At 70.4% G+C, this 22,449-nt stretch carries 17 protein-coding genes; 8 read left to right on the top strand and 9 right to left on the bottom strand.

Annotated elements, in window-relative coordinates:
• Positions 1-10: 10 nt before the first annotated feature.
• From argS to F4560_RS09950, 5 genes are all read right to left on the bottom strand, one after another.
• Positions 11-1,762 (bottom strand): arginine--tRNA ligase, encoded by a 1,752-nt coding sequence (gene argS, locus F4560_RS09970; RefSeq protein ID WP_184918870.1) that lies wholly within the window; start codon positions 1,760-1,762, stop codon positions 11-13.
• Between the two features lie 241 nt (positions 1,763-2,003).
• A complete protein-coding gene (locus tag F4560_RS09965) occupies positions 2,004-2,945 on the bottom strand; it encodes a hypothetical protein (RefSeq protein WP_312868991.1) in 942 nt (313 codons plus the stop codon).
• Between the two features lie 44 nt (positions 2,946-2,989).
• On the bottom strand, positions 2,990-3,676 hold the full coding sequence (locus F4560_RS09960) for a hypothetical protein (protein ID WP_184918868.1): 687 nt from the start codon (positions 3,674-3,676) through the stop codon (positions 2,990-2,992).
• An 82-nt stretch (positions 3,677-3,758) separates the two neighbouring features.
• Entirely contained in the window at positions 3,759-5,483 is a 1,725-nt protein-coding gene (locus tag F4560_RS09955) for a glycoside hydrolase family 13 protein (protein WP_184918866.1), read from the bottom strand.
• Between the two features lie 79 nt (positions 5,484-5,562).
• Positions 5,563-8,355 carry an AAA family ATPase gene (locus tag F4560_RS09950; RefSeq protein ID WP_281391899.1) on the bottom strand — a complete coding sequence of 931 codons (2,793 nt, stop codon included), beginning with the start codon at positions 8,353-8,355 and terminating at the stop codon, positions 5,563-5,565.
• Positions 8,356-8,927: 572 nt separating this feature from the next.
• Between F4560_RS09950 and F4560_RS09945 the strand changes: the two genes are divergently transcribed.
• The 7 genes from F4560_RS09945 (at position 8,928) to F4560_RS09915 (ending at position 15,311) form a co-directional block, all read left to right on the top strand.
• Positions 8,928-10,154, top strand: coding sequence for an MFS transporter (locus F4560_RS09945; RefSeq protein ID WP_184918862.1), 1,227 nt, complete (start codon positions 8,928-8,930; stop codon positions 10,152-10,154).
• Between the two features lie 43 nt (positions 10,155-10,197).
• Positions 10,198-10,689, top strand: coding sequence for a DinB family protein (locus tag F4560_RS09940; RefSeq protein WP_184918860.1), 492 nt, complete (start codon positions 10,198-10,200; stop codon positions 10,687-10,689).
• A 116-nt stretch (positions 10,690-10,805) separates the two neighbouring features.
• Complete coding sequence (locus tag F4560_RS09935; protein ID WP_184918858.1) at positions 10,806-11,801, top strand: protein kinase family protein; 996 nt, start codon at positions 10,806-10,808, stop codon at positions 11,799-11,801.
• Between the two features lies 1 nt (position 11,802).
• Positions 11,803-12,783 (top strand): hypothetical protein, encoded by a 981-nt coding sequence (locus F4560_RS09930; protein WP_184918856.1) that lies wholly within the window; start codon positions 11,803-11,805, stop codon positions 12,781-12,783.
• Positions 12,783-14,072 carry an adenylosuccinate synthetase gene (locus F4560_RS09925; protein ID WP_184918854.1) on the top strand — a complete coding sequence of 430 codons (1,290 nt, stop codon included), beginning with the start codon at positions 12,783-12,785 and terminating at the stop codon, positions 14,070-14,072. The genes F4560_RS09930 and F4560_RS09925 overlap by 1 nt, the downstream gene beginning before the upstream one ends.
• 19 nt (positions 14,073-14,091) lie before the next feature.
• Entirely contained in the window at positions 14,092-14,727 is a 636-nt protein-coding gene (locus tag F4560_RS09920) for an NUDIX hydrolase (RefSeq protein WP_184918852.1), read from the top strand.
• A 137-nt stretch (positions 14,728-14,864) separates the two neighbouring features.
• The gene (locus F4560_RS09915) at positions 14,865-15,311 is read left to right on the top strand and encodes a PRC-barrel domain containing protein (RefSeq protein ID WP_184918850.1); all 447 of its coding nucleotides are present in this window, start codon (positions 14,865-14,867) and stop codon (positions 15,309-15,311) included.
• A gap of 69 nt (positions 15,312-15,380) precedes the next feature.
• Here the strand turns inward: F4560_RS09915 and F4560_RS09910 are convergent, their stop codons facing one another.
• The 3 genes from F4560_RS09910 to F4560_RS09900 form a co-directional block, all read right to left on the bottom strand.
• Positions 15,381-16,232 (bottom strand): alpha/beta fold hydrolase, encoded by an 852-nt coding sequence (locus F4560_RS09910; RefSeq protein ID WP_184918848.1) that lies wholly within the window; start codon positions 16,230-16,232, stop codon positions 15,381-15,383.
• A 98-nt stretch (positions 16,233-16,330) separates the two neighbouring features.
• Entirely contained in the window at positions 16,331-17,062 is a 732-nt protein-coding gene (locus tag F4560_RS09905) for a hypothetical protein (protein ID WP_184918846.1), read from the bottom strand.
• Positions 17,063-17,307: 245 nt separating this feature from the next.
• A complete protein-coding gene (locus tag F4560_RS09900; RefSeq protein WP_184918845.1) occupies positions 17,308-18,030 on the bottom strand; it encodes an alpha/beta fold hydrolase in 723 nt (240 codons plus the stop codon).
• 142 nt (positions 18,031-18,172) lie between these two features.
• Here F4560_RS09900 and F4560_RS09895 point away from each other — a divergent pair, with 142 nt between their 5' ends.
• Positions 18,173-18,631 (top strand): MarR family winged helix-turn-helix transcriptional regulator, encoded by a 459-nt coding sequence (locus F4560_RS09895; RefSeq protein ID WP_184918843.1) that lies wholly within the window; start codon positions 18,173-18,175, stop codon positions 18,629-18,631.
• A 68-nt stretch (positions 18,632-18,699) separates the two neighbouring features.
• Here the strand turns inward: F4560_RS09895 and F4560_RS09890 are convergent, their stop codons facing one another.
• The gene (locus F4560_RS09890; protein ID WP_312868985.1) at positions 18,700-22,407 is read right to left on the bottom strand and encodes a glycoside hydrolase family 2 TIM barrel-domain containing protein; all 3,708 of its coding nucleotides are present in this window, start codon (positions 22,405-22,407) and stop codon (positions 18,700-18,702) included.
• Between the last annotated feature and the right edge of the window lie 42 nt (positions 22,408-22,449).

The following is a 22,449-nucleotide window of genomic DNA, read 5'->3' as shown; positions in this document are numbered from 1 at the left end:
GATCTCCTCGTCACAGCTGGTCCGGGGCCTCGATCCCGAGCAGCGACAACCCGAGGGTCAGCACGCGGGACGTCAGCTGGGCCAGGGCCAGCCGGGACATGCGGGTGCGGTCGTCCGGGGCGTGCACGACCGGGCAGTTCTCGTAGAACGTCGAGAAGGCGACCGCCGTCTCGTACAGGTACGTGCACAGCTTGTGCGGCGCGTACTCCGCCGTCGCGGTGGACAGGGCGGCCGGTAGTTGGAGGAGCTTCAGCGCCAACGCGCGTTCCGCCGTCACGCCCAGCAGGACCGGGGTTCCCGGTTCCGCCTGCTTCCCGGCACGGGCGAGCACCGACGGCACACGCGCGTTGGCGTACTGGAGGTACACGGAGGTGTTGCCCTCCATGGCCAGCATCCGGTCCCAGGCGAAGACGTAGTCCTTCTCCCGGTCACTGGACAGGTCGGCGTACTTGACCGCGCCGATGCCGACCGCGCGGGACACCGCCTCCTGCTGCGCGGCGTCCATCTTGGACCGTTCGGCGACCACGGCGGCGGCCCGGTCGACGGCCTCGCGGAGCAGGTCCACCAGCTTCACCGACCCGCCGGCACGGGTGCGGAGGACCTTGCCGTCCTCACCGAGGATCGACCCGAACCCGATGTGCACGGCCTGGTGCTCGTCGCCGAGCCACCCGGCCTCGCGGGCGACGGCGAACACCATCTGGAAGTGCTGCGCCTGCGGAGAGCCCACCACGTACAGCAGGTCGGTGGCGCCCCGTTCACGGGTCCAGTAGCGGGCGGTGGCCAGGTCGGTGCTCGCGTAGCCGTACCCGCCGTCGCGCTTGCGCACGATCAGCGGCAGCGGTTCGCCCTCGCGGTTGGTGAAGCCCGGCGGGAAGACGCACACCGCGCCGTCGCTGACCGCCGTCAGGCCCTTGGCCTCCAACTCGTCCACGACATCGGCCAGGAACGGGTTGTAGAAGCTCTCGCCGTAGTAGTCCTCCGCGGTCAGCTTCACGCCCAGCAGCTCGTAGACGGTGGCGAAGTGCCGCTCGGACTCCTCCACCAGCTCGCGCCACAGCGCCAACGTCGTCTCGTCGCCGCCCTGCAGCGCCACCACGCGGCGGCGTGACCGGTCCGCGAATTCCGGGTCGGCGTCGAACTTCTTGCGCGCCTCCTGGTAGAAGCCGTTGAGGTCGCTGATCGTGTGGTCGCCGGACGTCCAGCCGAGGTCCACCAAGTGCTCGATGAGCATTCCGAAGGGAGTGCCCCAGTCGCCGAGGTGGTTGTGCCGGATCACCTCGTGGCCCGCGAACTCCAGCATCCGCACCACCGCGTCGCCGATGATCGAGGACCGCAGGTGGCCGACGTGCATCTCCTTGGCCACGTTGGGGCTGCCGTAGTCGATGGCGTACCGCTTGCGCCCGCCCGTCCCGTCCTGGGCCGTCGGCACGCCCAGCCGGTCGTCGCCGAGCAGTCGGGTCGTCTGATCTTCCAGCCACTCGCGGCGCAGGGTGAGGTTGATGAACCCCGGTCCGGCGACCTCGGGCGGCTCGACCATCTCGGCGGCGTCCAGGTTCGCCACGATCGCGGCGGCGACGTCACGCGGCGGCCGGCCGAGCCTCTTGGCCAGGCTCATGGCCACGTTGCACTGGTAGTCCGCGCCGCGACCGGGTGCGGAGGGTCGGATCAGCGCCTCGTCCGGTGTGATCTCCACGTCGAGCGCCGCTTCCAGCGCGTTGGCCACCCGCAGGCCGAGCTCAAGCCCGACATCCCCACCCAGCACCGATCACCCTCCGTCGCGTCCGCGATGATCGGGCGATTGTCCGGCAAGACCGTCGTGGACGCGAAACGAGTTTGCCCGACCGGGTCACCCGGCCGACGCGAAGAGGCCCAGCGGATCGCCCGATCGAGCACCCGGGCCTCGGCGCTGTACCCGATCCGCACGGCCCACTCCCCTGTCCCGCGAAGGCAAACGCCGGACGATCGGCTGTCAGGCCTGCTCACGCACCGCGACAGAGGTGGTGCTAGCAGGTGTCACCGGGCGGGCTCGCTGCCGGGGTGAACTCCAGTCGGACCTGCTCGGAGCGCGGCAGGATGATCGCCGTGCCGTCCGACGGCGTCCACTCCGCCGGCAGCAGGACGTACTGGTTCCCGGACTGGAGCAGGAGCTTGAGGCCGTCGTAGCGGTACCGGTAGGCGGACTCGGGGCGTTGGCATTCGACCTCGGCCACGCCGTTCGCGGCGAAATTGAGGCTTTTCGCGCTGAACAGGAGCACGTGCGGCATCGCGGGGATGGCGGCCTCCGTTTCGGACGCCCGCCGGACACCGACCGCGCTGGAATAGTCGCTGACCGCCCAGAACAAGCCGACGCTCACCAGCACGAAGGTGATCACCCATTCCGCCACGGCCGTGCCGGTCGCCCGTTCCGGCGCACCCGACATCACCCGACGCCAGGAGAAGATCAGCAGGAGGATTCCGGCGGAGAAACTCATTCCCGGCAGACCGGCGTGGTCCTGGAACGGTTGCGGGTCGATCGCGACGACCACGGCGATGCCGACCAGGACGATTCCGATCACGGCGGCGATCGGTGTGCAAACCCGCAGGATCGCGAGCCAGGTGCTCTCGGCCAGCCGGGCGCGCAGGTAGGCGATCACGCACATCACGACGAGCGCCGAAGCCGATATAACCGCGAGCGGGATGTAGATGCCGTCGACACCGCGGACCAGGATGATGTCCGTGCTCTCACCGAGCAGTGTGTAATGCACGCCGAAATGCGCGAAGAACACCTGGGTGTACAGGAACCCGAAGTGGAACACCAGGGCGGTCAACAGCGTCGCGTTGGCGAGGACCGAGCCGACGACTTTCAGCGCGCGCGCCGGTCCCGATTCCCCGGCGTCGTCCGGTGGTTCCGAGCCGTTGACGTGATGCAGGGGATGCGCGATGCGCCGCGCCTTAACGCCCGGCACGGGTACCGGCGGACGGCCGCGGCGATCGAGCGGGCCCGCCACGGTCAACCGCCATCAGGGCTGGTCGGAGGCACAGTCGCTCGCTCGGGAACGGTGGGCTGCTCCGGAGCCTGGGCGGTGTCCTGCGTCGTGGTGGTCGTGCGCTCGGCGGCGGTGGTGACCGTCGTCGTGTCCTTCGACCGGGCCGGGTTCTCCGAGCACGGGTTGTTCACCTCGATGGTGATCACCATGCCGCGATGGGGAGGCTTGGGCCAGTCCGTTCCCCGGACCGAGCAGTCCTCACCGGCGAAGTCGGGCTCGTCGTGGTAGATCACGCTGAACGTGACGTCGCAGAGGTCGGCTCCGCATTCGGCCCTGAGCAGGTCGCGGAAATGATCGCGCCGTTCGGCGAGCGTGGGGTTCTGCTGGGTCGGGTCGAATTTGATCGGACTGCCGAGCGCGCCCGGCTTTTTGCCCTCTGTGGCCGTTCCGGGTTTGCCGCCTCGCGTGGGCGGGCCGCCCGTGGCCGTGCCTTCACCGTCGGTGCCTTTACCGTCAGTGGATTCGCCCGCGTTGGGTTCGCCGGCGTCGGGTTCGGCGCCCGTCGATTCGGCGCCGGGCTGATCCGTTCCGGTGTCCGAGGACTGCGCGGAATCCCGCGAGAGATCATCGCCGGGTCCGGGATTGCTCCCGCACCCGGCGGTGACGGCAGCGAAAATGACCAACGAACCGACTGTCCGGCGCCAACGCATCGTTCCCACCTCCGAGGGGCACAACAACCCCTACGGTAGAAAAGAGACTCTCGCCCCTAAGTGGGATACACGCCGGCCAAAATCACCGTTGGAAAACCAGGGCGTGCCACGGCGCCAGTTCCACCCGACCGGGCGAGATCCGGAGATCTTCGGTGTTCGCCAGGATCACGTCGGAAGCGGACCACTCGGCGTCCAGTTCGGCCGCTTGGGTGGTGCCGCTGAGGTTGGCCACGACGAGCAGGCGCGCGTCGTCCAGCCTGCGTTCGTAGGCGTAGACGTGCGGGTGGTCGGGCATGAGCATGCGGAAGTCGCCCACGGCCACGACCGGGAGCTTGTGGCGCAGGTCGATGAGCCGCCGGTAGTGGTTGAAGACCGAGCCGGGGTCGTCGTACTGCGCTTCGGCGTTGAGCCACGTGTGGTTGGGGTTCACCGCGATCCACGGCTCGCCGGTGGTGAACCCGGCGTTGGGCGTCGAGTCCCACTGGACCGGTGTGCGGGCGTTGTCCCGGCCCATCGCACGCAGGGCGCGCAACACCGACTCCGGGTCGCCCCCGGCCGCCAGCGAGTGCCGGTAGTGGTTGAGCGACTCCACGTCGCGCAGCTCGCCCACGCCGCCGAACGGCGCGTTGGTCATCCCCAGCTCTTCGCCCTGGTAGACGTACGGCGTGCCGCGGTGCAGGTGCAGCACCGTGGCCAACGCGGTCGCCGACTCACGCCTGTGCTCGCCGTCGTCGCCGAACCGGGACACGACCCGTGGCTGGTCGTGGTTGTTCCAGTAAAGGCTGTTCCAGCCCGTGTCGCCCAACGCCGTCTGCCACCGACCCAGCGACGCTTTCAGGTCGCGCAGGTCCAACGGCTTCGGGTCGAACTTGCCGCCGGGACCGTGGTCGAGCGACACGTGCTCGAACTGGAACACCATGTCCAGCTCGCGCCGCGCCGGGTCGGTGAACAGCTTCGCCTGCTCGAACGTGACACCGGGCATCTCCCCCACGGTCAGCAGCTCACCCGGCCGTCCCTCGAACACCTCGCGGTGCATCTCGCGCAGGAACTCGTGGATGCGCGGACCGTTGCCGTAGTGCGGGAACCCGTCACCCAGGCCACCGGCGCCCGTCGTCGCGCCGTCCGGCAACGCCGGGTCCTTCGAGATCAGGTTGATGACGTCCATCCGGAAGCCGTTCACGCCCCGGTCGAGCCACCACCGCATCATCTCGTACACCGCCTGCCGGACCTCCGGGTTCTCCCAGTTCAGGTCCGGCTGCTTGCGGTCGAACAAGTGCAGGTAGTACTCCCCTGCCGTCTCGTCCAACGTCCACGACGGGCCGAAGAAGAACGACTCCCAGTTCGTCGGCTCCGCGCCCGGCTGCCCTGCCTCGAAGCCGTCCCGGGGCGGGCGCCACCAGTACCAGTCCCGCTTCGGGTTGTCCTTCGACGACCGGGACTCCACGAACCACGGGTGCTCGTCGGACGTGTGGTTGACCACCAGGTCCATCACCAGCTTCATGCCCCGCGCGTGCACCTCGGCCTGCAGCCGGTCGAAGTCCTCCAACGTCCCGAACACCGGGTCGATCGCCTGGTAGTCCGAGATGTCGTACCCGTTGTCGGCGTGCGGTGACGCGTACACCGGCGACAGCCACACCACGTCCACACCGAGCCGTTCCAGGTGGTCCAGCCGTGACGTCAGCCCGGCCAGGTCGCCCACGCCGTCGCCGTCCGAGTCGGCGAAGCTGCGCGGGTACACCTGGTACACCACGGCCGAGGTCCACCACGCGGGGGCGGTGTCGGTCGTGCCGGTCTGGTCGAGAGTCATCGGCATCCCTCTCCTGGGGTCGGTCGCACGTCACCCCCAGTCCACCACTCCACGCACGGCCGTGCACCCACCGAAGGGGTCAGCGCAGCCGGTCGCCGGGCAGCGCCACCCCCGGACGCGCCTCGACCGGCAACCCGCCCGGCACCGGGTTGGCCAGGATCGGCAGGTCGGCCCGCCGGTTGATCTTGAGCTTCCGGTACGTCCTGGTCAGGTGCTGCTCGACCGTGCTCACGGTGATGTAGAGCCGGCGGCTGATCTCGCGGTTGGTGTAGCCGAGCGCGGCGAGACCCGCGACCCGGCGTTCCGCGGCGCTCAGCGGCGTCACGGACACGCCGTTCTCCGTGCTGTCGCCGAAGTCAAGGCCGCCCGTGGCGGTGCGGTGGTGTTGCAGGTGCTCGTGCAGCAGCTTCGCCTTACAGCTCTTGGCCAGCCGCAGCGCGCGGCGGGCAGCGATACGGGCCTGGTCGAACTCGGCGGACGCCTGGTGGGCGGCGCTGAGGTCGGCGAACGCCAACGCCAGCTCGTACCAGTCGCCGAGGCCGCCGAGGAGGTCGACCGACTCCCGCAGCAGCGGCAGCCGACGTCCCGGCGCACTGGCCGAGGCCAGGATCCGCAGCGACACACCGCGCACGCGGGCGCCGTCCGCTCCCGGCATGGCCAGCTGCTCGTCCACCAGCTCGCGGGCGCGTTCCGGTTCGCCCATCCGCACGTAGACCTGCGCGGCCTCGTGCCGCCACGGCAGCAGCACCGGCAGGTCCAGCCTCCACTCGGCGGCCAGTTCGCCCACGGCGAGGAAGTCGGCGAGCGCGGCGCGGAGCCGGTCCGTCGCCAGGTAGTGCTGACCACGGGCGAGCAGGTACTGGGGCCAGTGCAGGGTCTGCTGCACGGCCTGCGGCACGCCTTGGCGCAGCTGCGCGTCGGCCTCCGGGTACTTGCCCAGCCGGGTCGCCGCCTGCACGAGCGTGGCCAGCGGTGAGCCGATGCCGACGCCCCAGCTCGGCGCGGGCAACGCGCCCAACGCGGCACGGGCGAGGCGTTCGGCGGACACCAGGTCGCCTCGGCGCAGCGCGACGCCGGCGGCCACGTCCGACAGGGCAGCACGCCAGGTGACCGCGCGGTGCGTGCGCGCCTCTTCGAGGAATTCGTCGCACCAGTAGCCTGCCCGGTCACCGCGGTCGCCGTGGTTGAGCGTCTGCAACGCACAGATCAGCTCTTCCAGCGGCGTCTCGCCGATGCGGGCGCTCTGCAACACGCGTTCCGCGCTCTCGACGGCGGCGGGCGTGGCGCCGAACGCGGCCACGGACGCCAGCGTGCCGAGCTGTCGGCCGTCCAGGTCCGCCGCGAGGTCGCCGAGCAGCTGCGGCTGGACGGTGACCAGCCAGTGCCGGGTGACGTGACGTCCGGCTTTGTCCTGTTCGGCTTTGTCCTGGTCGCCTTCGTCCAGTTCGGCGAGCACCGCCGCCGCCTCGGTCGACCGGCCGAACCACACCAGCGCCCGCACCAGACCCCACGCCTCGCGTTCGGGGAGCAGGCCGCGGTGGAAAGCGGCGCCGAGCCGGGTCAGGTGCGGGGCTGCGGCGGCCGGGTCGACCAACCACTGCGCGGCGGCGAGCGTGGCCGTGACGGCGATGGTCTCAGGCTCGTCCCGGCACGCCGTCCGGGCCAGGTCGAGGCACTCCACCGCCCGGTGGATGTCGTTGCGCGCCAACGCTTCCGCCGCCGCGTCCCGCAGCACGGGCACCGCCCACGCGCCCGGTTCGCACTCGGCGGCGGTGATGTACTCGGCCACCGTCACGGCCGGCACGCCGTCGTCGTGGAGCAACCGCGCGGCCTTGAGCCGCAACGCCGACAGCTCGTCCGGATCCAGCTCGCGCAGCACGGCGGTGCGTGCCACGGGGTGCCGGAAGCGGTCGGCGTCCATCAGCCCGGCTTCGTTCATGGTCTTGAACACGTCCCGCACGGTCCGGGAGTCCAGCTCCAGCAGGCGTGCGAGCAGCTCGGTCTTGGCGAGCTCGCCGAGGACCGCGACGCCTTGCGCGACGCGCAGCAGCAGCTCCTCGCCCCGGCGCAGGCAGGTGTACACGGCCTGCGCGAACGCGTCACCGGTGACCGGTTCGGACACGCCCTGCTCGGTCGCCGGGCGGCCGGCCGCGACGAAGTCCTCGATCAGCGCGTGCACCAGCAGCGGGTTGCCGCCGCTGAGCACGTGGCACGGCTCCTCCAGGTCGGCCGCCGCCTGCGGGCCGAGCTGGTGCGCCAGCAGGTCTCGGACGCCCGCCGGGGACAGCGGTCTCAGCCGCAGGTGACGTGCCTGCGGCTGCCGGACGATCTCGTCGCGCAGCGCGGTGTGCGCGGGCCGGGTGCTCGTGCCGGCGGCTTCACCGAGCACCAGCAGGACGGCGGCGGACCTGATCCGCCGTTGCAGGTGGAGCAGGACGCGCAAGGACGTCCGGTCGGCGAACTGCACGTCGTCCACGGCGATCACCAGCGGTCGTTCGCGGGACAGTTCCAGCAGCAGGGCGCAGAGGTCGTGGACCGATCGGGCATCCCCCTCGCCACCCGTCGAGTCCTCGGGCACGGCGGCCATCGCGGACGCGAGCAGGCTGCGTGCGCGCGTCGCCACGTCGGCGGGCATGGCGGCCGAGTAGAACAGCTGCTCCACCACGCCCAGCTCGAACTGCTGCTCGCCACGCGACCCGGTCGCCCTGAGCACCAGCGCGTCGCGGACGGACTCGGTGAAGCCGTAGATCAGCTCCGTCTTGCCGGTGGCGATACCGCCGGAGACCAGCGCGACCCGGCCACGGCCGGCCAGGCCGTCCGCGAGCATACCGACGAGTAATTCCGCATGGCTTTCTCTTTCGACCAGATTCATTTGCTGCCATCCCCCAGGCTGGCCCGCCGTTGTCGGCGACGCGTCACTGGCTCGACCGCTTCCGTGGAATGAGCCGGCCGCTACGACAGCGTACCTAAGCACTGATTCGCGGCGCCCGCGGCGGGCTTTGTGCGATTTGCGGTAGACGGCCCAGTCCCGTTCGGCCGCAAGCAGCAACGGCCACCGCGCGAGCTGGGCCGCGAGTCGGGCTCCGCATGGACGTATCCACAGGTAACTCCGCACTTAGGGGTGGCGGTAGGGGTGGTCGGCCGGCGCGGGCGGCGACCCCGGCCGGACTGGCCCGCAAACCAGTGTTTACTTCGCCGTTGCGGGACGACTCCGGCGGTATTAACGTGACCGGAAGTTGCCATTGGCGCTGCCTATCGGACGCCATTGCGGAGCAGATCGCCGTGATATGGTGTTCGAGCGCAGTGTAATCGGCACACCACCTTCGGTCACTGCCCGTCGCGCCGCCGGACGTCGTGCCGCGGATACCGTGAGCAATGTTCGACTATCCGAAGAATTGCTTAACCACGTGCCCCCGCGCGGGCGGCTCGCTAGCGTTCATCACCATGACGGCGAGGATCGGACGCGACTTCGGCAAGCTGTGGCTCGCGTCGGCGGTGTCGAACATCGGTGACGGCATGACGGCGGCCGCCGGGCCCCTGCTGCTGGCCTCGCTCACCGACGACCCGGCGCTGGTGGCGGGCGCGGTGTTCGCCCATCAGCTGCCCTGGTTGTTGTTCTCGCTGCTCAGCGGCGCGATCGTGGACCGGCTGGACCGGCGCAAGCTGGCCGTCGCGGCGAACCTGTTCCGGGCCGGGGTCGTCGCGCTCCTCACCGTCGCCATCGTGGCGGATCAGGCGTCGGTGCCGGTCGTCTACGCCTGCCTGTTCCTGCTCGGCATCGGCGAGACGGTCGCCGACAACGCCACCGGCGCGATCCTCCCCGCCGTGGTGTCGAAGGAACACCTGCCGCGGGCCAACTCCCGCCTGATGGCCACGCACATCCTGGGGAACCAGTTCGCCGCGCCACCGATCGGCGCCGCGCTGTTCGTGGTCGCCGCCGCGCTGCCGTTCGGGCTGGACGCGGTCACGTTCGTGGTCGCCGCGCTGCTGATCGCGTCACTGCGGGGCGTGCCGAAGCAGGTGCCCGCCGAACGCCGACCGCTGCGGGTGGAGATCGGCGAGGGGCTGAAGTGGTTGTGGCGGCACGAGGTGCTGCGGACGCTCGCCCTCTGCCTGTGCCTGATGAACCTCACGCTCACCGGAGCGATGTCCATCCTGGTGCTCTACGCCGGTGAACGGCTCGGCCTGGACGGGAAGTGGTACGGCCTGCTCCTCAGCACCATCGCGATCGGCGGCATCCTCGGCACGGTCCTGGCGAACCGGCTGATCGACCGGTTCGGGCCGACCACGCTGTTGCGGATCGGGCTGGTGATCGAGACGGCCACCCACCTCGCGCTGGCGCTGGCCCGGAACGTGTGGGTCGCGGGCGCCACGCTCGCCGTGTTCGGCTTTCACGCGGTGGTGTGGAACGTGATCACCCATACGGTGCGGCAGCGCGAGGTGCCCGACGAGCTGCGCGGACGGGTCGGCAGCGCCTACTTCCTGCTCAGCATCGGCGGGTCGGCTTTGGGCGCGGTGGTCGGCGGTGTGCTGGCACGGCAGTTCGACATCACCACACCGTTCTGGTTCGCGGTCGTGGTGGTGACGGGCGTGACCGTCGTCGCGTGGCGGCCGTTCGCGGCGGCGACCGGCCTGCACCGCGACCCGTCCCAGCCGATCGCCCGGACCTGAAAACAGCCTCGTCCGCTGGACGACGGTCTGGGATGCTTCGCACGTGTCCCCAGAGGCGTCCGCCGACGACGTTGTCGATCAGCCTGTCCGAGCCCAGTTCGAGGCGTTCCTCGACGAGCACCGCGGTGCGCTGAACCGCTGCCTGGACGGGCTCACGGAGGAGCAAGCGCGCCGATCGTTGGTGCCCTCCCGGACCACGCTGCTGGGGTTGGTGAAGCACGCGACCTTCGTGGAGAAGGTCTGGTTCAACGAAGCCGTCACGTGCCGCTCGCGCGCCGAGATCGGCATCCCCACGACACCGGACGAGTCGTTCATCCTCAACGACGACGACACAATCGCCACGGTGCGGGAAGCACACCGCGCCGCATGTGAAGCGTCCCGCCGCGCGACGTCGTCCTTGGGACTGGACGACACGGTCCGTGGCAACCGACGCGGCCCGCTCCCGCTTCGCTGGGTGTACCTCCACGTGTTGCGCGAGCTCGCTCAGCACTGCGGACACGCGGACATCCTGCGCGAGCAGCTCATCAACGAGTAGCGCGCATGGCGGCGGTGAGCCGCCTGCACCGCCAAGCCGCCGCCGGGTAGCCGACGTGACCGGGGACACACCGTTATTCCATCCCGCCAGCAGTTTGAGTCGTCTAGACTCAAACTATGTTCACCAGGGACGAAGCGCTCGACCGAGTCGAGCGGGCAGGCTCGCCGGCCGATCTGTTCGGTCCGTTCGACACGACCCGGAAGAAGGAGGCGCAGAGGCTGTTCCGGGCGTTGGCGACCGTGCTGCACCCCGATCGGGTCGGCGCGGACGACGCCAGGGCGCACGCGGCGTCGGCGGAGCTGACCCGACTGCACCACGAGTGGCAGCACGGGACGCCGGTCGAACTGCGCACCGCGCACGCCACCTACCGGATCACCGACCGGCACGCGGTCGGCAGCGTCGCCAACGTCTACCGGACCGACGGCCCGCACGTGGTCAAGGTGGTGCGGAACCCGGCGCTCAACCCGCTGCTGCACGCCGAGTGGGACGCGTTGCGCCGCCTCGACCGGCTCACCGACCGCCGGCTCCGCCCCTACTACCCGCGCCTGGTCGACAAGTCCGGTGACGTGGGTCGCGGCGAGCGCGCCTTCACCGTGCTCGAACCGCTGGTGGACGGGTTCGTCACGCTGGCGGACGTGCGCCGGGCGTTCCCCGGAGGCCTGGACGGGCGTGACTACGCGTGGATGCACCGCAGGCTGCTGCGGGCGATCGCGGGCGCGCACCAGATCGGACTGGTGCACGGCGCGATCACCCCGGCGAACGTGCTGGTGCACCCGGAGCAGCACGGGATCGTGCTCGCGGGCTGGACGTTCGGCGTCACGGCCGGCGAACGGCTCCTGGCCACCGACAAGACCATCGCCTACCCGCCGGAAGTCCACGACGGACGACCGGTCACCACCGCCACGGACGTCCACATGGCACACATGCTGATGCTGGACCTCCTGGCGGACAACGAAACCCGACAGCGCACGTTCGCGCGGTGGTGCACGCAGGACAACCCGGACCGACGGCCCGACACCGCCGACCTGCTCACCGAGTACGACGACCTGCTCGAAGAACTCTACGGCGAACGGACCTTCCGCCCGTTCGCGCTACCCAGGACAGGAGCTTGACATGGGACACGGCAAGTGGGACGACAACGCCTACGCGGCGGGCCGGACCTTCCGCGCGGCCAAGGGCGTCGACGACTTCGGCTACACCGCCACGCTGCGGTCGCAGCCGAGGGACAAGTGGAAGGCCGACCCGTCGCTCGACCCGAAGGGCGTGGTGGCGCGCGAGTGCCGTGACTCACCCGACCACGCCGACTCGACGCCGATCGCGGTGCTGTTCGACGTCACCGGCTCTATGGGCCAGGTGCCGAAGATCATGCAGCGCAAGCTGGGCAAGCTGCACGGCCTGTTGCAGCGCAAGGGCTACCTGACGGACCCGCAGCTGATGTTCGGCGGCATCGGTGACGCGGACAGCGACCGCGTGCCGCTCCAGGTCGGGCAGTTCGAGTCGGACAACCGGATGGACGAGCAGCTGCGCACCATCTTCCTGGAGGGCAACGGCGGCGGGCAGAAGAGCGAGTCGTACGAGCTCGCGGCCTACTTCGTGGCCCGGCACGTGGTGACCGACGCGTGGCAGAAGCGCGGGCGCAAGGGCTACCTGTTCCTGATCGGCGACGAGCTGAACAAGCCGCGGCTGGAGGCCAAGCACATCCGCCGGCTCATCGGGGACGACGTTCGGGAGGACATCGACCCGGCGTCGGTGTACCAGGAGCTGAGCCGCAAGTGGCACGTGTACTTCGTGCTGCCCAAGCAGTCCTCGTACTACGACGACCCGCAGATCGCCGACCACTGGCGTGACCTGCTCGGCCAGAACTTCCTCAAGCTGGACGACCCGGGCGCGGTGTGCGAGCTGATCGCCGCCACGATCGGGATGGAGGAGCGGGTGGTCGACCTGGACCAGGCGATGGTGGACCTGGCCGAGATCGGGTCGGTGGCGGAGAGCGAGTCGGTCGGCAAGGCGCTCGTCCACGCGGGTGGGAGGGGGCTGACCAAGTCGGCCACTCCCCCGATGCTCGACGGTCCCGACGACGTGGCGCTGACCTGATGGCGGAGCACATCATCGTCGTGGGTCTGGGGTTCGGCGACGAGGGCAAGGGAGCGGTCGTCGACGCGCTGTGCCAGGACGGCACAGCGCGGGGCGGTCTGGCGCAAGACGGTCTGGCGCAAGGCGGCGCGGCTCAGGGCGGCGCGGTGACGTCTGTGGTCCGGTTCAACGGCGGTGCGCAGGCCGCGCACAACGTGGTCGTCGGCGACCGGCACCACACGTTCAGCCAGTTCGGGTCCGGCACGCTCGCGGGCGTGCCGACCCACCTCTCCCGGCACGTGCTGGTGGAGCCGATCGCCCTGGCCGGCGAGTCGGAGGAGTTGGCGGCACTCGGTGTCGCCGACCCCCTCCGGCTGCTGTCGATCGACGCCGACGCCCTGCTCACCACCCCGATCCACGTGGCCGCGAACCGGGCGCGGGAGGACGCCCGCGGTGATGGTCGGCACGGGTCGTGCGGGAAGGGCATCGGTGAGACCGCCTGGTACGCGCTGCTCGCGGGCGCGGTCCCGGGCGACGTGGTGGAGAACCAGCGGGTGATCGGTGTTCCAGGGCCGGCTCCGACGGTCGGCGACTGCGCCCGGCCCTCGGTGCTGCGGGGGAAGCTCGACGCGCTGGCCCGGTTCTACGAGCCGCTGATCGGCGCCGGCACGTCGGTGGACGAGTTGGTGGCGCTGTACCGGGACTTCGCGGGGGCGGTCCGCGTCACGACCGGTGACGAGGTCGGCCGGCTCGCCGATCGTGGCCGGCTGGTGTTCGAGGGCGCGCAGGGTGTGCTGCTCGACCAGTGGCACGGGTTCCACCCGCACACCACGTGGTCCACGGTCACGCCGGACAACGCCCGGAGCCTGCTGGGACACCGCCGTGCCACCGTGATCGGCGTGACGAGGACCTACCAGACCCGCCACGGCGCGGGGCCGCTTCCGACCGAGGATCACGGCGTGCTGGCACGGTTCCCTGAACGCCACAACGGCACCGGCGAGTACCAGGGCTCGTGGCGGGCGGGGCACCTCGACGCCGTGCTGCTGCGGTACGCGGTGGAGGCGTGCGGTGGCGTGGACGCGTTGGCCGTGACGCACCTGGACGTCGACGGTCTCAAGGTGGCCACCTCGTACGACGCTCCCCTGCCGTCCTCGGGGCTGACCGAGTTCCTTTCCGGCCGCACGCCGACGTTGGTCGACATGCCGGACCCGGTGGCGTGGCTGGAAGAGGACTTGGGCGTGCCGGTCCTCGTGACCGGCGCCGGCCCCGACCGGGCGGCCTACGCGGTGCGGACACCGGTCCCCCGGTGACGTGCGGGAGGATTGGGGCATGATCGAGTCGACCCTCGTGTCGGTGGACGTGCTGGCGCTGCGCTTCGACCCGAACGCGCGCACTGTGCTGCTCGGTGTCGCTCCACGCGCGCTCGAACCGTTCGCGGGCGCGCTCGCCCTGCCCGGTGTGCTGCTGGGCCGGGGCGAGCGGCTGCGTGACGCGGCCCGACGTGCGGTGACCGGCAAGCTCGGTGTGCCCGAGGAGGCGATCTCGGCGTCGGGTCAGCTGGCGACGTTCGACGAGCCGTCCCGTGATCCACGCGGGCCGACGTTGTCGATCGCGCTGTGGTCCACGATCGACGCCACCCGGCTGACCGGCGCCGGCCCGACGTGGACCCAGCTGGACGACGTGCCGCCGCTGGCGTTCGACCACGACCGCATCGTCCGGGACTGCCGTCCGATGCTCGCCGACCGGCTCTGGCGGGACACCACGTTCACCGCCGGCCTGCTGGGCCGCGAGTTCACCACCGCGCAGGCGCTGGACCTGACCGAATCCCTCACCGGCGACCGTCCGTACCCGGCCAACCTGGGGCGGACCATGGAACGGGTGCCGGGGCTGGAACGCACCGCCCAGCACGCCGCCGCCCTGCCGAAGGGCGGACGGCCGCCATCGGTCTGGCGCTGGACCACGTAACCCGCTAGTGACGGAACCCGAGGTTCCGGGGCATCTGCTTGCTGAGCAGCGACGGGCGCGGGCCACCTGTCTCGTGGGGACTCGGAGGCCCTCCTAACGGGTACTCCCAGGTTGTCCATCCGACCAAGGAGGCCGAGATGCAGCCGCTCCCCATCCCCTTCGCGCCGTGGGTCTGGCGCAACGTCGCGGAAACGCTCGACCGGCGCGACACCGACTCCCCCGAGGCCGACGAGGCGACCGAGTCGGCCGGGCGGCAGGACCGCCCGGACATCGGCCTGATCGGGTACGAGGTCGAGGCGCTGGACGGCTCGATCGGCGAGGTCGACCAGTCCAACGCCCGCGTGCCCGCCGACTGCCTGCTGGTCGACGCGGGCACGTGGCTGTCGCGCTTGAAGGTCGTGCTGCCGGTCGGCGCCGTCGTCAAGGTCGACCACGACGCCAAGAAGGTGCACGTCGACCGCACCAAGGACCAGGTGCGGGAGGCGCCGGAGTACGACGCGGACACGTTCGACGCCGACGACTACCGGCAGCGCCTCGGCGACTACTACACCGAGAGCTACCGGACCACGCCGTCGTCGAGGTGAACGACCAGCGGGCGGCGTGGCCGCAAGCCATGAACCGGATGCCCGGCGGCCGTGCTCGGCCGCCGGGCTCTAGACGCCAAGTTCCATGATCCGAGCCGCCACCTCGGTCGGCGCTTCCAACGGAAGCATGTGGCCCGCGTCCTCCACCACCACCGACTCGCCGCCGACCGCCGTGGCCAGCGCCTTGGCGTTCGACTCGGGCACGAGCCGGTCCTCGTCGCCGACCATCGCGATCACCGGCCGTTCGCCCGCGACGGTGAGGGCTGCCTCGCGGTCGTACCGGTCCACCGCCGGCCGGAACAACGCGACCGTCTCCGGCCAGTGCGCCCACACCATGTCCGCGGTCAGGTCCACGTCCTCCTGGCGCGGCTCGTCGCCGAACAGCCACCAGCGCAACCCGGCCGTCTTCGTCGGCTCGATCTTCTCCCGCACCGCCCGCACCAACGGCCCGAACGCCCGTTCCAGCTCGCGGACGAGCTTCCCCAACGCCTTGGGCCAGGCCAACGACGTCTCCGCCAACCCCGTCGCGGCGGTCGACACGAACACCACCCCCGCCACCCGCTGCCGGTACAGGCGGGGACGGCGCTCGGCCATCGCCATCACGGCCATCCCGCCCATCGCGTGACCGGCGAGGATCACCCGCCCGTCGGGCGCCAGCCGTTCGACGAGTTCGCCGAGGTCCTCGCCCAACCGCTCGATCGTCGCGGTCTCCTTGTCCGCCGGCGACGACCCGCCGTGCCCGCGGTGGTCGTAGGCGATCACCCGCACGGAGTCCGGCAGCGCCGCCACCACCCGGTGCCAGCTGCGGTGGTCCAGCGCGTAGCCGTGCGCGAGCACCACGGTCACCTCGGCGTCGGAGGGGCCGCTGTGTGCCACGTTCAGCTCCGTGCCGTCCTCAAGCCGCAACCGCTCGGTCGCCATGGCCGCTGCCCCTTCCGTCGTCGAACGTCTTTCCTGACCAACGAGTAACAACGGCGGACGTCACGCGACGACGATCCGTGGCCTCAGGGCCGGCCAGGTCAAGACCAGCCCGGTTGCCCGAGGAGCCGCACCCGGCGATCGAGGACGGTGGCGAAGTCGTGCGGGTGCCCGACGACCAGTTCCACGGTCCGTTCATGCGTCCGCACGACGACCACCGGACCGCCGGGCTCGCCGCTCGCCTCGGCCACCCACACGTCGATGATCTCGGCCATCGGGAGTTCGCCGCCGAACGTGTCCGGGTGGGACGACCCGGTGGACACGTGCCAGCGCAGCCATTCGCCGTCGAACACCGCGTGGGCCGGCACCAGGTGGCCGGTGGGGCTGCGGACCTGCCGCGACGCGCTCCGCACGCCGAGCGTCGTCCCGGCGATCGCGCAGCCGACCTCGTCCAGCAGCACGGCCTTCGCCCGGACCACCAGCAGCACACCGATCGCCGCCGCCACGACCGTGGGCACGACCAGCAGCGGTCTCGCGGTGAGGAACCCGACCCCGAGCGCCTGCACCACCCCGCCGTACATGACGACGCCCGCCCACCAGCTCGTCCGGTGCAGGTAGACCTTCCGGACCAGGAACCACACCGGCACGGCGACGCCGATCACCAGGACTGGCCAGCCCAGCAGCGCGGCGCCGGACCACGGGGCGACGAGGGCGACCACCAGGCTGACCACCGGTGGCGCGAGGAAACCCAGCAGCGAAGGCCGCGCCCGCGACCAGCGTCGCTCGAACTCCGCGCGCACCTCGTCGTGCACCGCGAACGGCAGCCGCAACACCCGCACCACCTCCGACACAAGCTTGCGCTGTGTTGGATGGCGCCGCTGTATTGGATTGCGCCGCCTCCGGCGTCGCGGGCTCGGTCGCCTGGAAGTCGGCCGCTCGTGACCCATTTTCCGACGATCGAAGGGCGTGATCGCCGGAAAATGGGTCACGAACGACCGACGCGACCTCGCGGGGTGGTTGCGTTGAGCGGGGGGTGTCAGGGGCGGGGGTGTCAGGGGCGGGGGTTGGGGCGGGGGTGTCAGGTTAGGGAGTTGACGGCGGCGAGGATCAGGTTTGCTACCTCGTCGGGGCGGGACACTGCTACTGCGTGCGAGGCGTCTACCTCGACTGTGGTGGCGTCCAGGCGCTTGGCGGCGGCGCGCTGGGAGTCGGGGTGGATGGCGTTGTCGGCCGTTGCCACCAAGAACCAAGAGGGCAGGGTCTTCCAGGCCGGCTCGACAGTCAAGGGCTCGCCTAGCGCCCGCGCTGCGATCGGACGCTGGCTGGCGGCGGCGGTCGCGGTGAAGTCGGCGGGCAGGTCGGCGGCGAACACCCCGGCGAACGCGTCACGGCGGATGGTGAACTCGACCTCGACGCTCTCGCCGTCGGGGAACGTCTGCTGCACCAGTGACGTGCCGAGGTCCACCGGCGGGAAGCTCTCGACCGAACCCAGCGCGCTCTCACCTTGGTCGATGCCGAACGCCGCCACGTAGACCAGCGCCTTCGCGTTCGGGGTCTTGGAACCGGCGTGCGTGATGACCGGTCCGCCGTAGGAGTGCCCGACCAGGACGACCGGCCCGTCGATCTGGCCCGCGACGCTCGCCACGTAGTCGCCGTCGTGCGCCAAGCCGCGCAGCGGGTTGCTCACCGCGACCGCCTCGACGCCACGCGCCCGCAGCCGGTCGATCACCCCGGCCCAGCTGGAGCCGTCCGCGAACGCGCCGTGCACCAGGACGACTGTGGGGTTGTTGTTGCTGGTCATCGTGTTCTCCTCGTTCCGTGCGGGCTGATGTCGATAAAGCTAGTGCGCAACTAACTTGTGCACAACTTACTTTGAGCGTGACCAATGGCACGCATGGCATCATGGCGAACGGGGAACAACCGGTCGGTGAGGAGTGGTTGCCATGGGGATGGACCCGGACAAAGCGGTGTCGACCGTCGACGACATGGTGTGCTTCGCGCTCTACGCCGCGTCGCGCGCGGTCACGTCCGCCTACCGGCCCCTGTTGCAGGCGCTGAACCTCACGTACCCGCAGTACCTGGTGATGCTCGTGCTCTGGCAGCACGGGTCGATCTCGGTCAAGGAACTCGGCGACCACCTGCAACTGGACTACGGCACCCTGACCCCGCTGCTCAAGCGGCTGGAGGCGGCGGGCCTGGTCACGCGTCGCCGCCGGTTGGACGACGAGCGGTCCGTCGAAGTCGGTCTGACCGACGAGGGACGGGCGTTGCGCGAGTCGACCCGCCACATCCCGATCGCGATCGGCGACGCCATGGGCATGCCGGAGGCGGAGTTGGACCGGTTGCGCGACTCGCTGCGCCGGCTGACGGTCAACGTGGCGGCTCACAGCGCCGAAATGTGAGCGGCGGAGGTTGAGCGCGGTCATGGGGCCACCCCGCGCGGAGTGGCCCCATGACCGTCAGGCGGCGATCATCCGCCGGAGGGCATCCCCGAACGGGCCTCCTGGATGGTCAACGGCCGGAGGCTGAGCGTGTACTCGTAGGTGGTGTCCGGTCGGACCTGGCTCCGTTGCCGCACCGGGTTCGGTGTGTCGCCGACACCCGTCACGGCGTGGCTCGCGTGCAGCGTCACCCAGCCCTTGTTGCGCTGGAGTTGGAACGGGTACGCGGCCCGGTCCAGGTCGTCGTACGGCGTCACGCTGACGTCCCGCGCACCGGCCACCAGCAGGCCGCCGGTGCTGCCGTCGGTCAACAGCGCCCACCGCGAATCCGTGTGGTTGCCGTAGTCCTGCGGCCGGTGGTAGTCGACGTACTGCTCGTCCACCGTGGACGAGTGGACGCCGATCGGCGTGCCGTCCTTGCGGTCGACGTAGCTCTCGGCCTTCCGCCCGTACCAGGCGAACCGGTCGTAGCTGTCCGGCACGGCCAGCGAGACGCCGATGCGCGGCAGGTACGGCAACGTGCGCATGGCGCCCTGCGGCGTGACCTTGTGCCCGAGGTTCAGCACACCGCCGCGTTCGACCGTGTAGGTCATCGTCTGGTCGAACCACGCACCTGTGACGTCCGGCGCGGCCACCCGGCTGTCCACGACCACGCGGACACCGGACGGCGCCGGCTCGACGCGGACGTCGGTGACGGTGGTGGCGAGCCGGTCCAACCCGACCTTGCGCCAGTCCTCACCCTCCGCACGTCCCCACTTGAAGGTCTCGTTGCTGATCGGCGCGCGCCACGCGTCCAGCTCCGGCCCGCTGCTCAGCAACTCCCGATCGCGGACCTTGATCGACGACAACGAACCGGTCTTCTTGTCCACGGTGTAGCTGACGCCCTCGGCCGCCGCCGTCACGGCACTCGACGTGTCGGCCGTGACCGAAGCCCTGCCACCCTTGGGAGCCTGGTCGAGGCCCGGCACCTTGGTACCGCCCAAGGAGAACTGGTCGTGCGCCAGCACGTGCCCGGCGGGGACCATCGGCTGCTTCGACGTGGTGAAGGCCTCGACCGTGAGGAACCGCTCGCGGTCGGCCGGGTTGGTCGGCGCGGGCACCCGGATCGTGCCGGTCGAGTTCGCCGCCACCCGCAACGGCTGCTCCCCCTTCGCCACGACCCGTGAGCCTTCGGTGACCTTCCACCGCAGCGCGAGGCCGTCCGTGCCGCTGAACTGCCGTTCGTTCAGCACCGACAGCACGCCGTCCTGGTAGCCGAACCGCAGCGGCTGGTGCGCCCACGCCATCTGGGCGGTCTCGGGCTGGGCGTCGCGGTCCGGGCTGATCAGACCGTCGAGGCCGGACAGGCTGGAACCGTAGGACAGGTGCGTGCCGCGCTCCTCCACGCGGTCGAAGTCGAGCGCCAGCACCGCGCCGCCGACGGGTTCCGCCGCGTTCAGCTCGGCCGGGGTGAGGGTGCGGTCGTAGATCCGGACGTCGTCCACGGCGCCGTGCGCCATCCGCCCGACCTTGCTGGGGTCGTTCCAGGACGTCTCGAAGTCCCGCCCGATGTTGACCTCGGCCGACGACGGGTCGATCGCGCCGGTGAACGGCGTGCTCGCGACCTCGCGGCCGTCGATGTAGAGCCGCAGCGCGGTGCCGTCGTACGTGCCGCTGACCCGGTGCCAGTTGCCGTAGAAGTCGCTCGGCACGGTGGCCTGGACCGCGTGCCAAGTGCCGCTGTGGATGAAGAACTCGAGCGTGTTCGCGGACTTCAGCTTGAGCGCGTATTGATGATCGCCCTTGCCGACGATGCGGAAGTCACCGCTCCACCGGGCCGGTTTGACCCACGCGTCCAGCGTGAGCGTCTTGCCGGTGATGTCGAGCTTCCGGTCGCGGTAGACCTCCACGAAGTCGTCCAGGCCGGACATGAACAGCGCCTTGCCGCGGTGGCCGTCGACCAGCTCGGGCGCTCCAGTCATGTGCGCGGAGATGTCGTTGCCCGAGGAGTCGGGCAGGATGCGCACCTTCTGCCGGATGCTGCCCTCGGCCCAGTCCCAGATGAAACCGCCCTGGGTCGCCGGGTTCGCCCGGATGGTGTCCCAGAACTCGCGGAAGTTGCCGAGGCTGTTGCCCATCGCGTGCGCGTACTCGCCGAAGATCAACGGCTTCGTGGTGCTCTTCGCCTGCTCCTCGAACCGCTCAGGCGACGGGTAGCGCGGACCCCACACGTCGGCGAACGGCGCGTCTCCGTCGGGGTTGTTGGACTGGTGGTACTTGGGCCGGGTCGGCTCGTTCGCGTCGAGCCACTCGGCCATCGCGTAGTGGTGCGCGCCCAGTCCGGCCTCGTTGCCGGTGTCCCACAGGAAGACGCTCGGGTGGTTCTTGTCCCGCTCGACCATCGCGGTGAAGCGGTCCAGGAACGCCGCACGCCACTCGGGTTGGTCCGCCTGGCACCAGTTGTTGCAGTTCTCGTGGTTGTGGGTCTCGATGTCGACCTCGTCGGCGATCCACAGCCCGTGCTTGTCGGCCAGTTCGTAGAAGTACGGGTCGGACGGGTAGTGCGAGGTGCGCACCGCGTTGACGTTGAGCTGCTCCATCAGCGCCACGTCACGTTCCTGCGCCGCCCTCGGCACGTGCCGGCCGTGTTCGGGGTCGGTCTCCGCGCGGTTCACGCCTTTGAACAGCACGCGCTTTCCGTTGACCAGCAGCTGCTTGTCGCGGATCTCGATCTCGCGGAACCCGGTGGTCTCGCTGGTGACGTGGGTGGTGCGGCCGTCCGGGTCGGTCAGGGTGAACACGACGGTGTGCAGGTTCGGGGTCTCGTCGGTCCACTTCGCCGGGTCGCGCACCGGCAACGTCAACTGGACCTGGCCGCCCTGGTCGGTCACCTCCACGTCCTGGCCGACCGTCCCGATCTCGGTGCCCCGGGCGTTACGCAGACTCGCCGTGACGCGGTGGGTCCCGGTCGTGCCGCCGGGCTTGCGGAGGACTTCGACGGCGGCCGAAAGGGTCGCGTCGGTGTAGGTGGCGTCGAGGTCGGTCCGCAGCGTCACGTCGCTCACGTGGGTGGCGGGCGTCGAGTGCAGGCGGACCGAGCGGAAGATGCCCGAGTACCGCCACTGGTCGACGTCCTCCAGGTACGCGCCCGCGCTCCAGCGGTGCACCTGCACGGCGACGCGGTTCTTGCCCGGCCGCAGCGCTGTCGAGATGTCGAACTCCGCCGGCGTGTAGCCGCCCTGGTCGTAGCCGATGTACTCGCCGTTGACCCAGACGAAGTAGCCGGAGGTGACGCCTTCGAAGCGGAGGAACGTGCTGCGGTCCGCCCAGTCGGCGGGCAGGTCGAAGTCACGCGTGTACGCGCCGGTCGGGTTGATGTCGCGCGGCACGCGGGGCGGGTCGTCCGGCTGGATCTCGGTGGCGATGTTGCGGAAGATCGGGTGGTCCAGGCCGTCGGTCTGCCAGGTGTGCGGCACCGAGACCTCGCGCCACTCCGACGTGTCGTAGCCGTCGGCGTGGAAGCCGGCCGGGACCTCCTCCGGCAGCTTGGCCATCGCGATCCGCCACGTGCCGTCCAACGACCGCGTGTAGGGCGAGTTCTCGTCACGGCGGACGGCCGAGTCGACGTCGGCGTACGGGCGGAGGTAGGCGTGCGCCCGCTCCTGCCCCTCGGCGACCATGCCCGGATCCTCGAGGTACGAGTAGAGGTCGCCCGGTGGTCCGGCGGCCGAAGCCGCGCCGGAGCTGACGCTGACCACCGAAGCACCTAGAACGAACAGGATCGTAGCTAAAGCGCGCAG

Origin of the sequence: Saccharothrix ecbatanensis (genome assembly GCF_014205015.1) — a bacterium.
In the GTDB taxonomy this organism is placed as follows: Bacteria; Actinomycetota; Actinomycetes; order Mycobacteriales; family Pseudonocardiaceae; genus Actinosynnema; species Actinosynnema ecbatanense.
The sequence above is the reverse complement of the archived record's forward strand: the minus strand, read 5'-3'. Positions and strand labels throughout refer to the sequence as shown.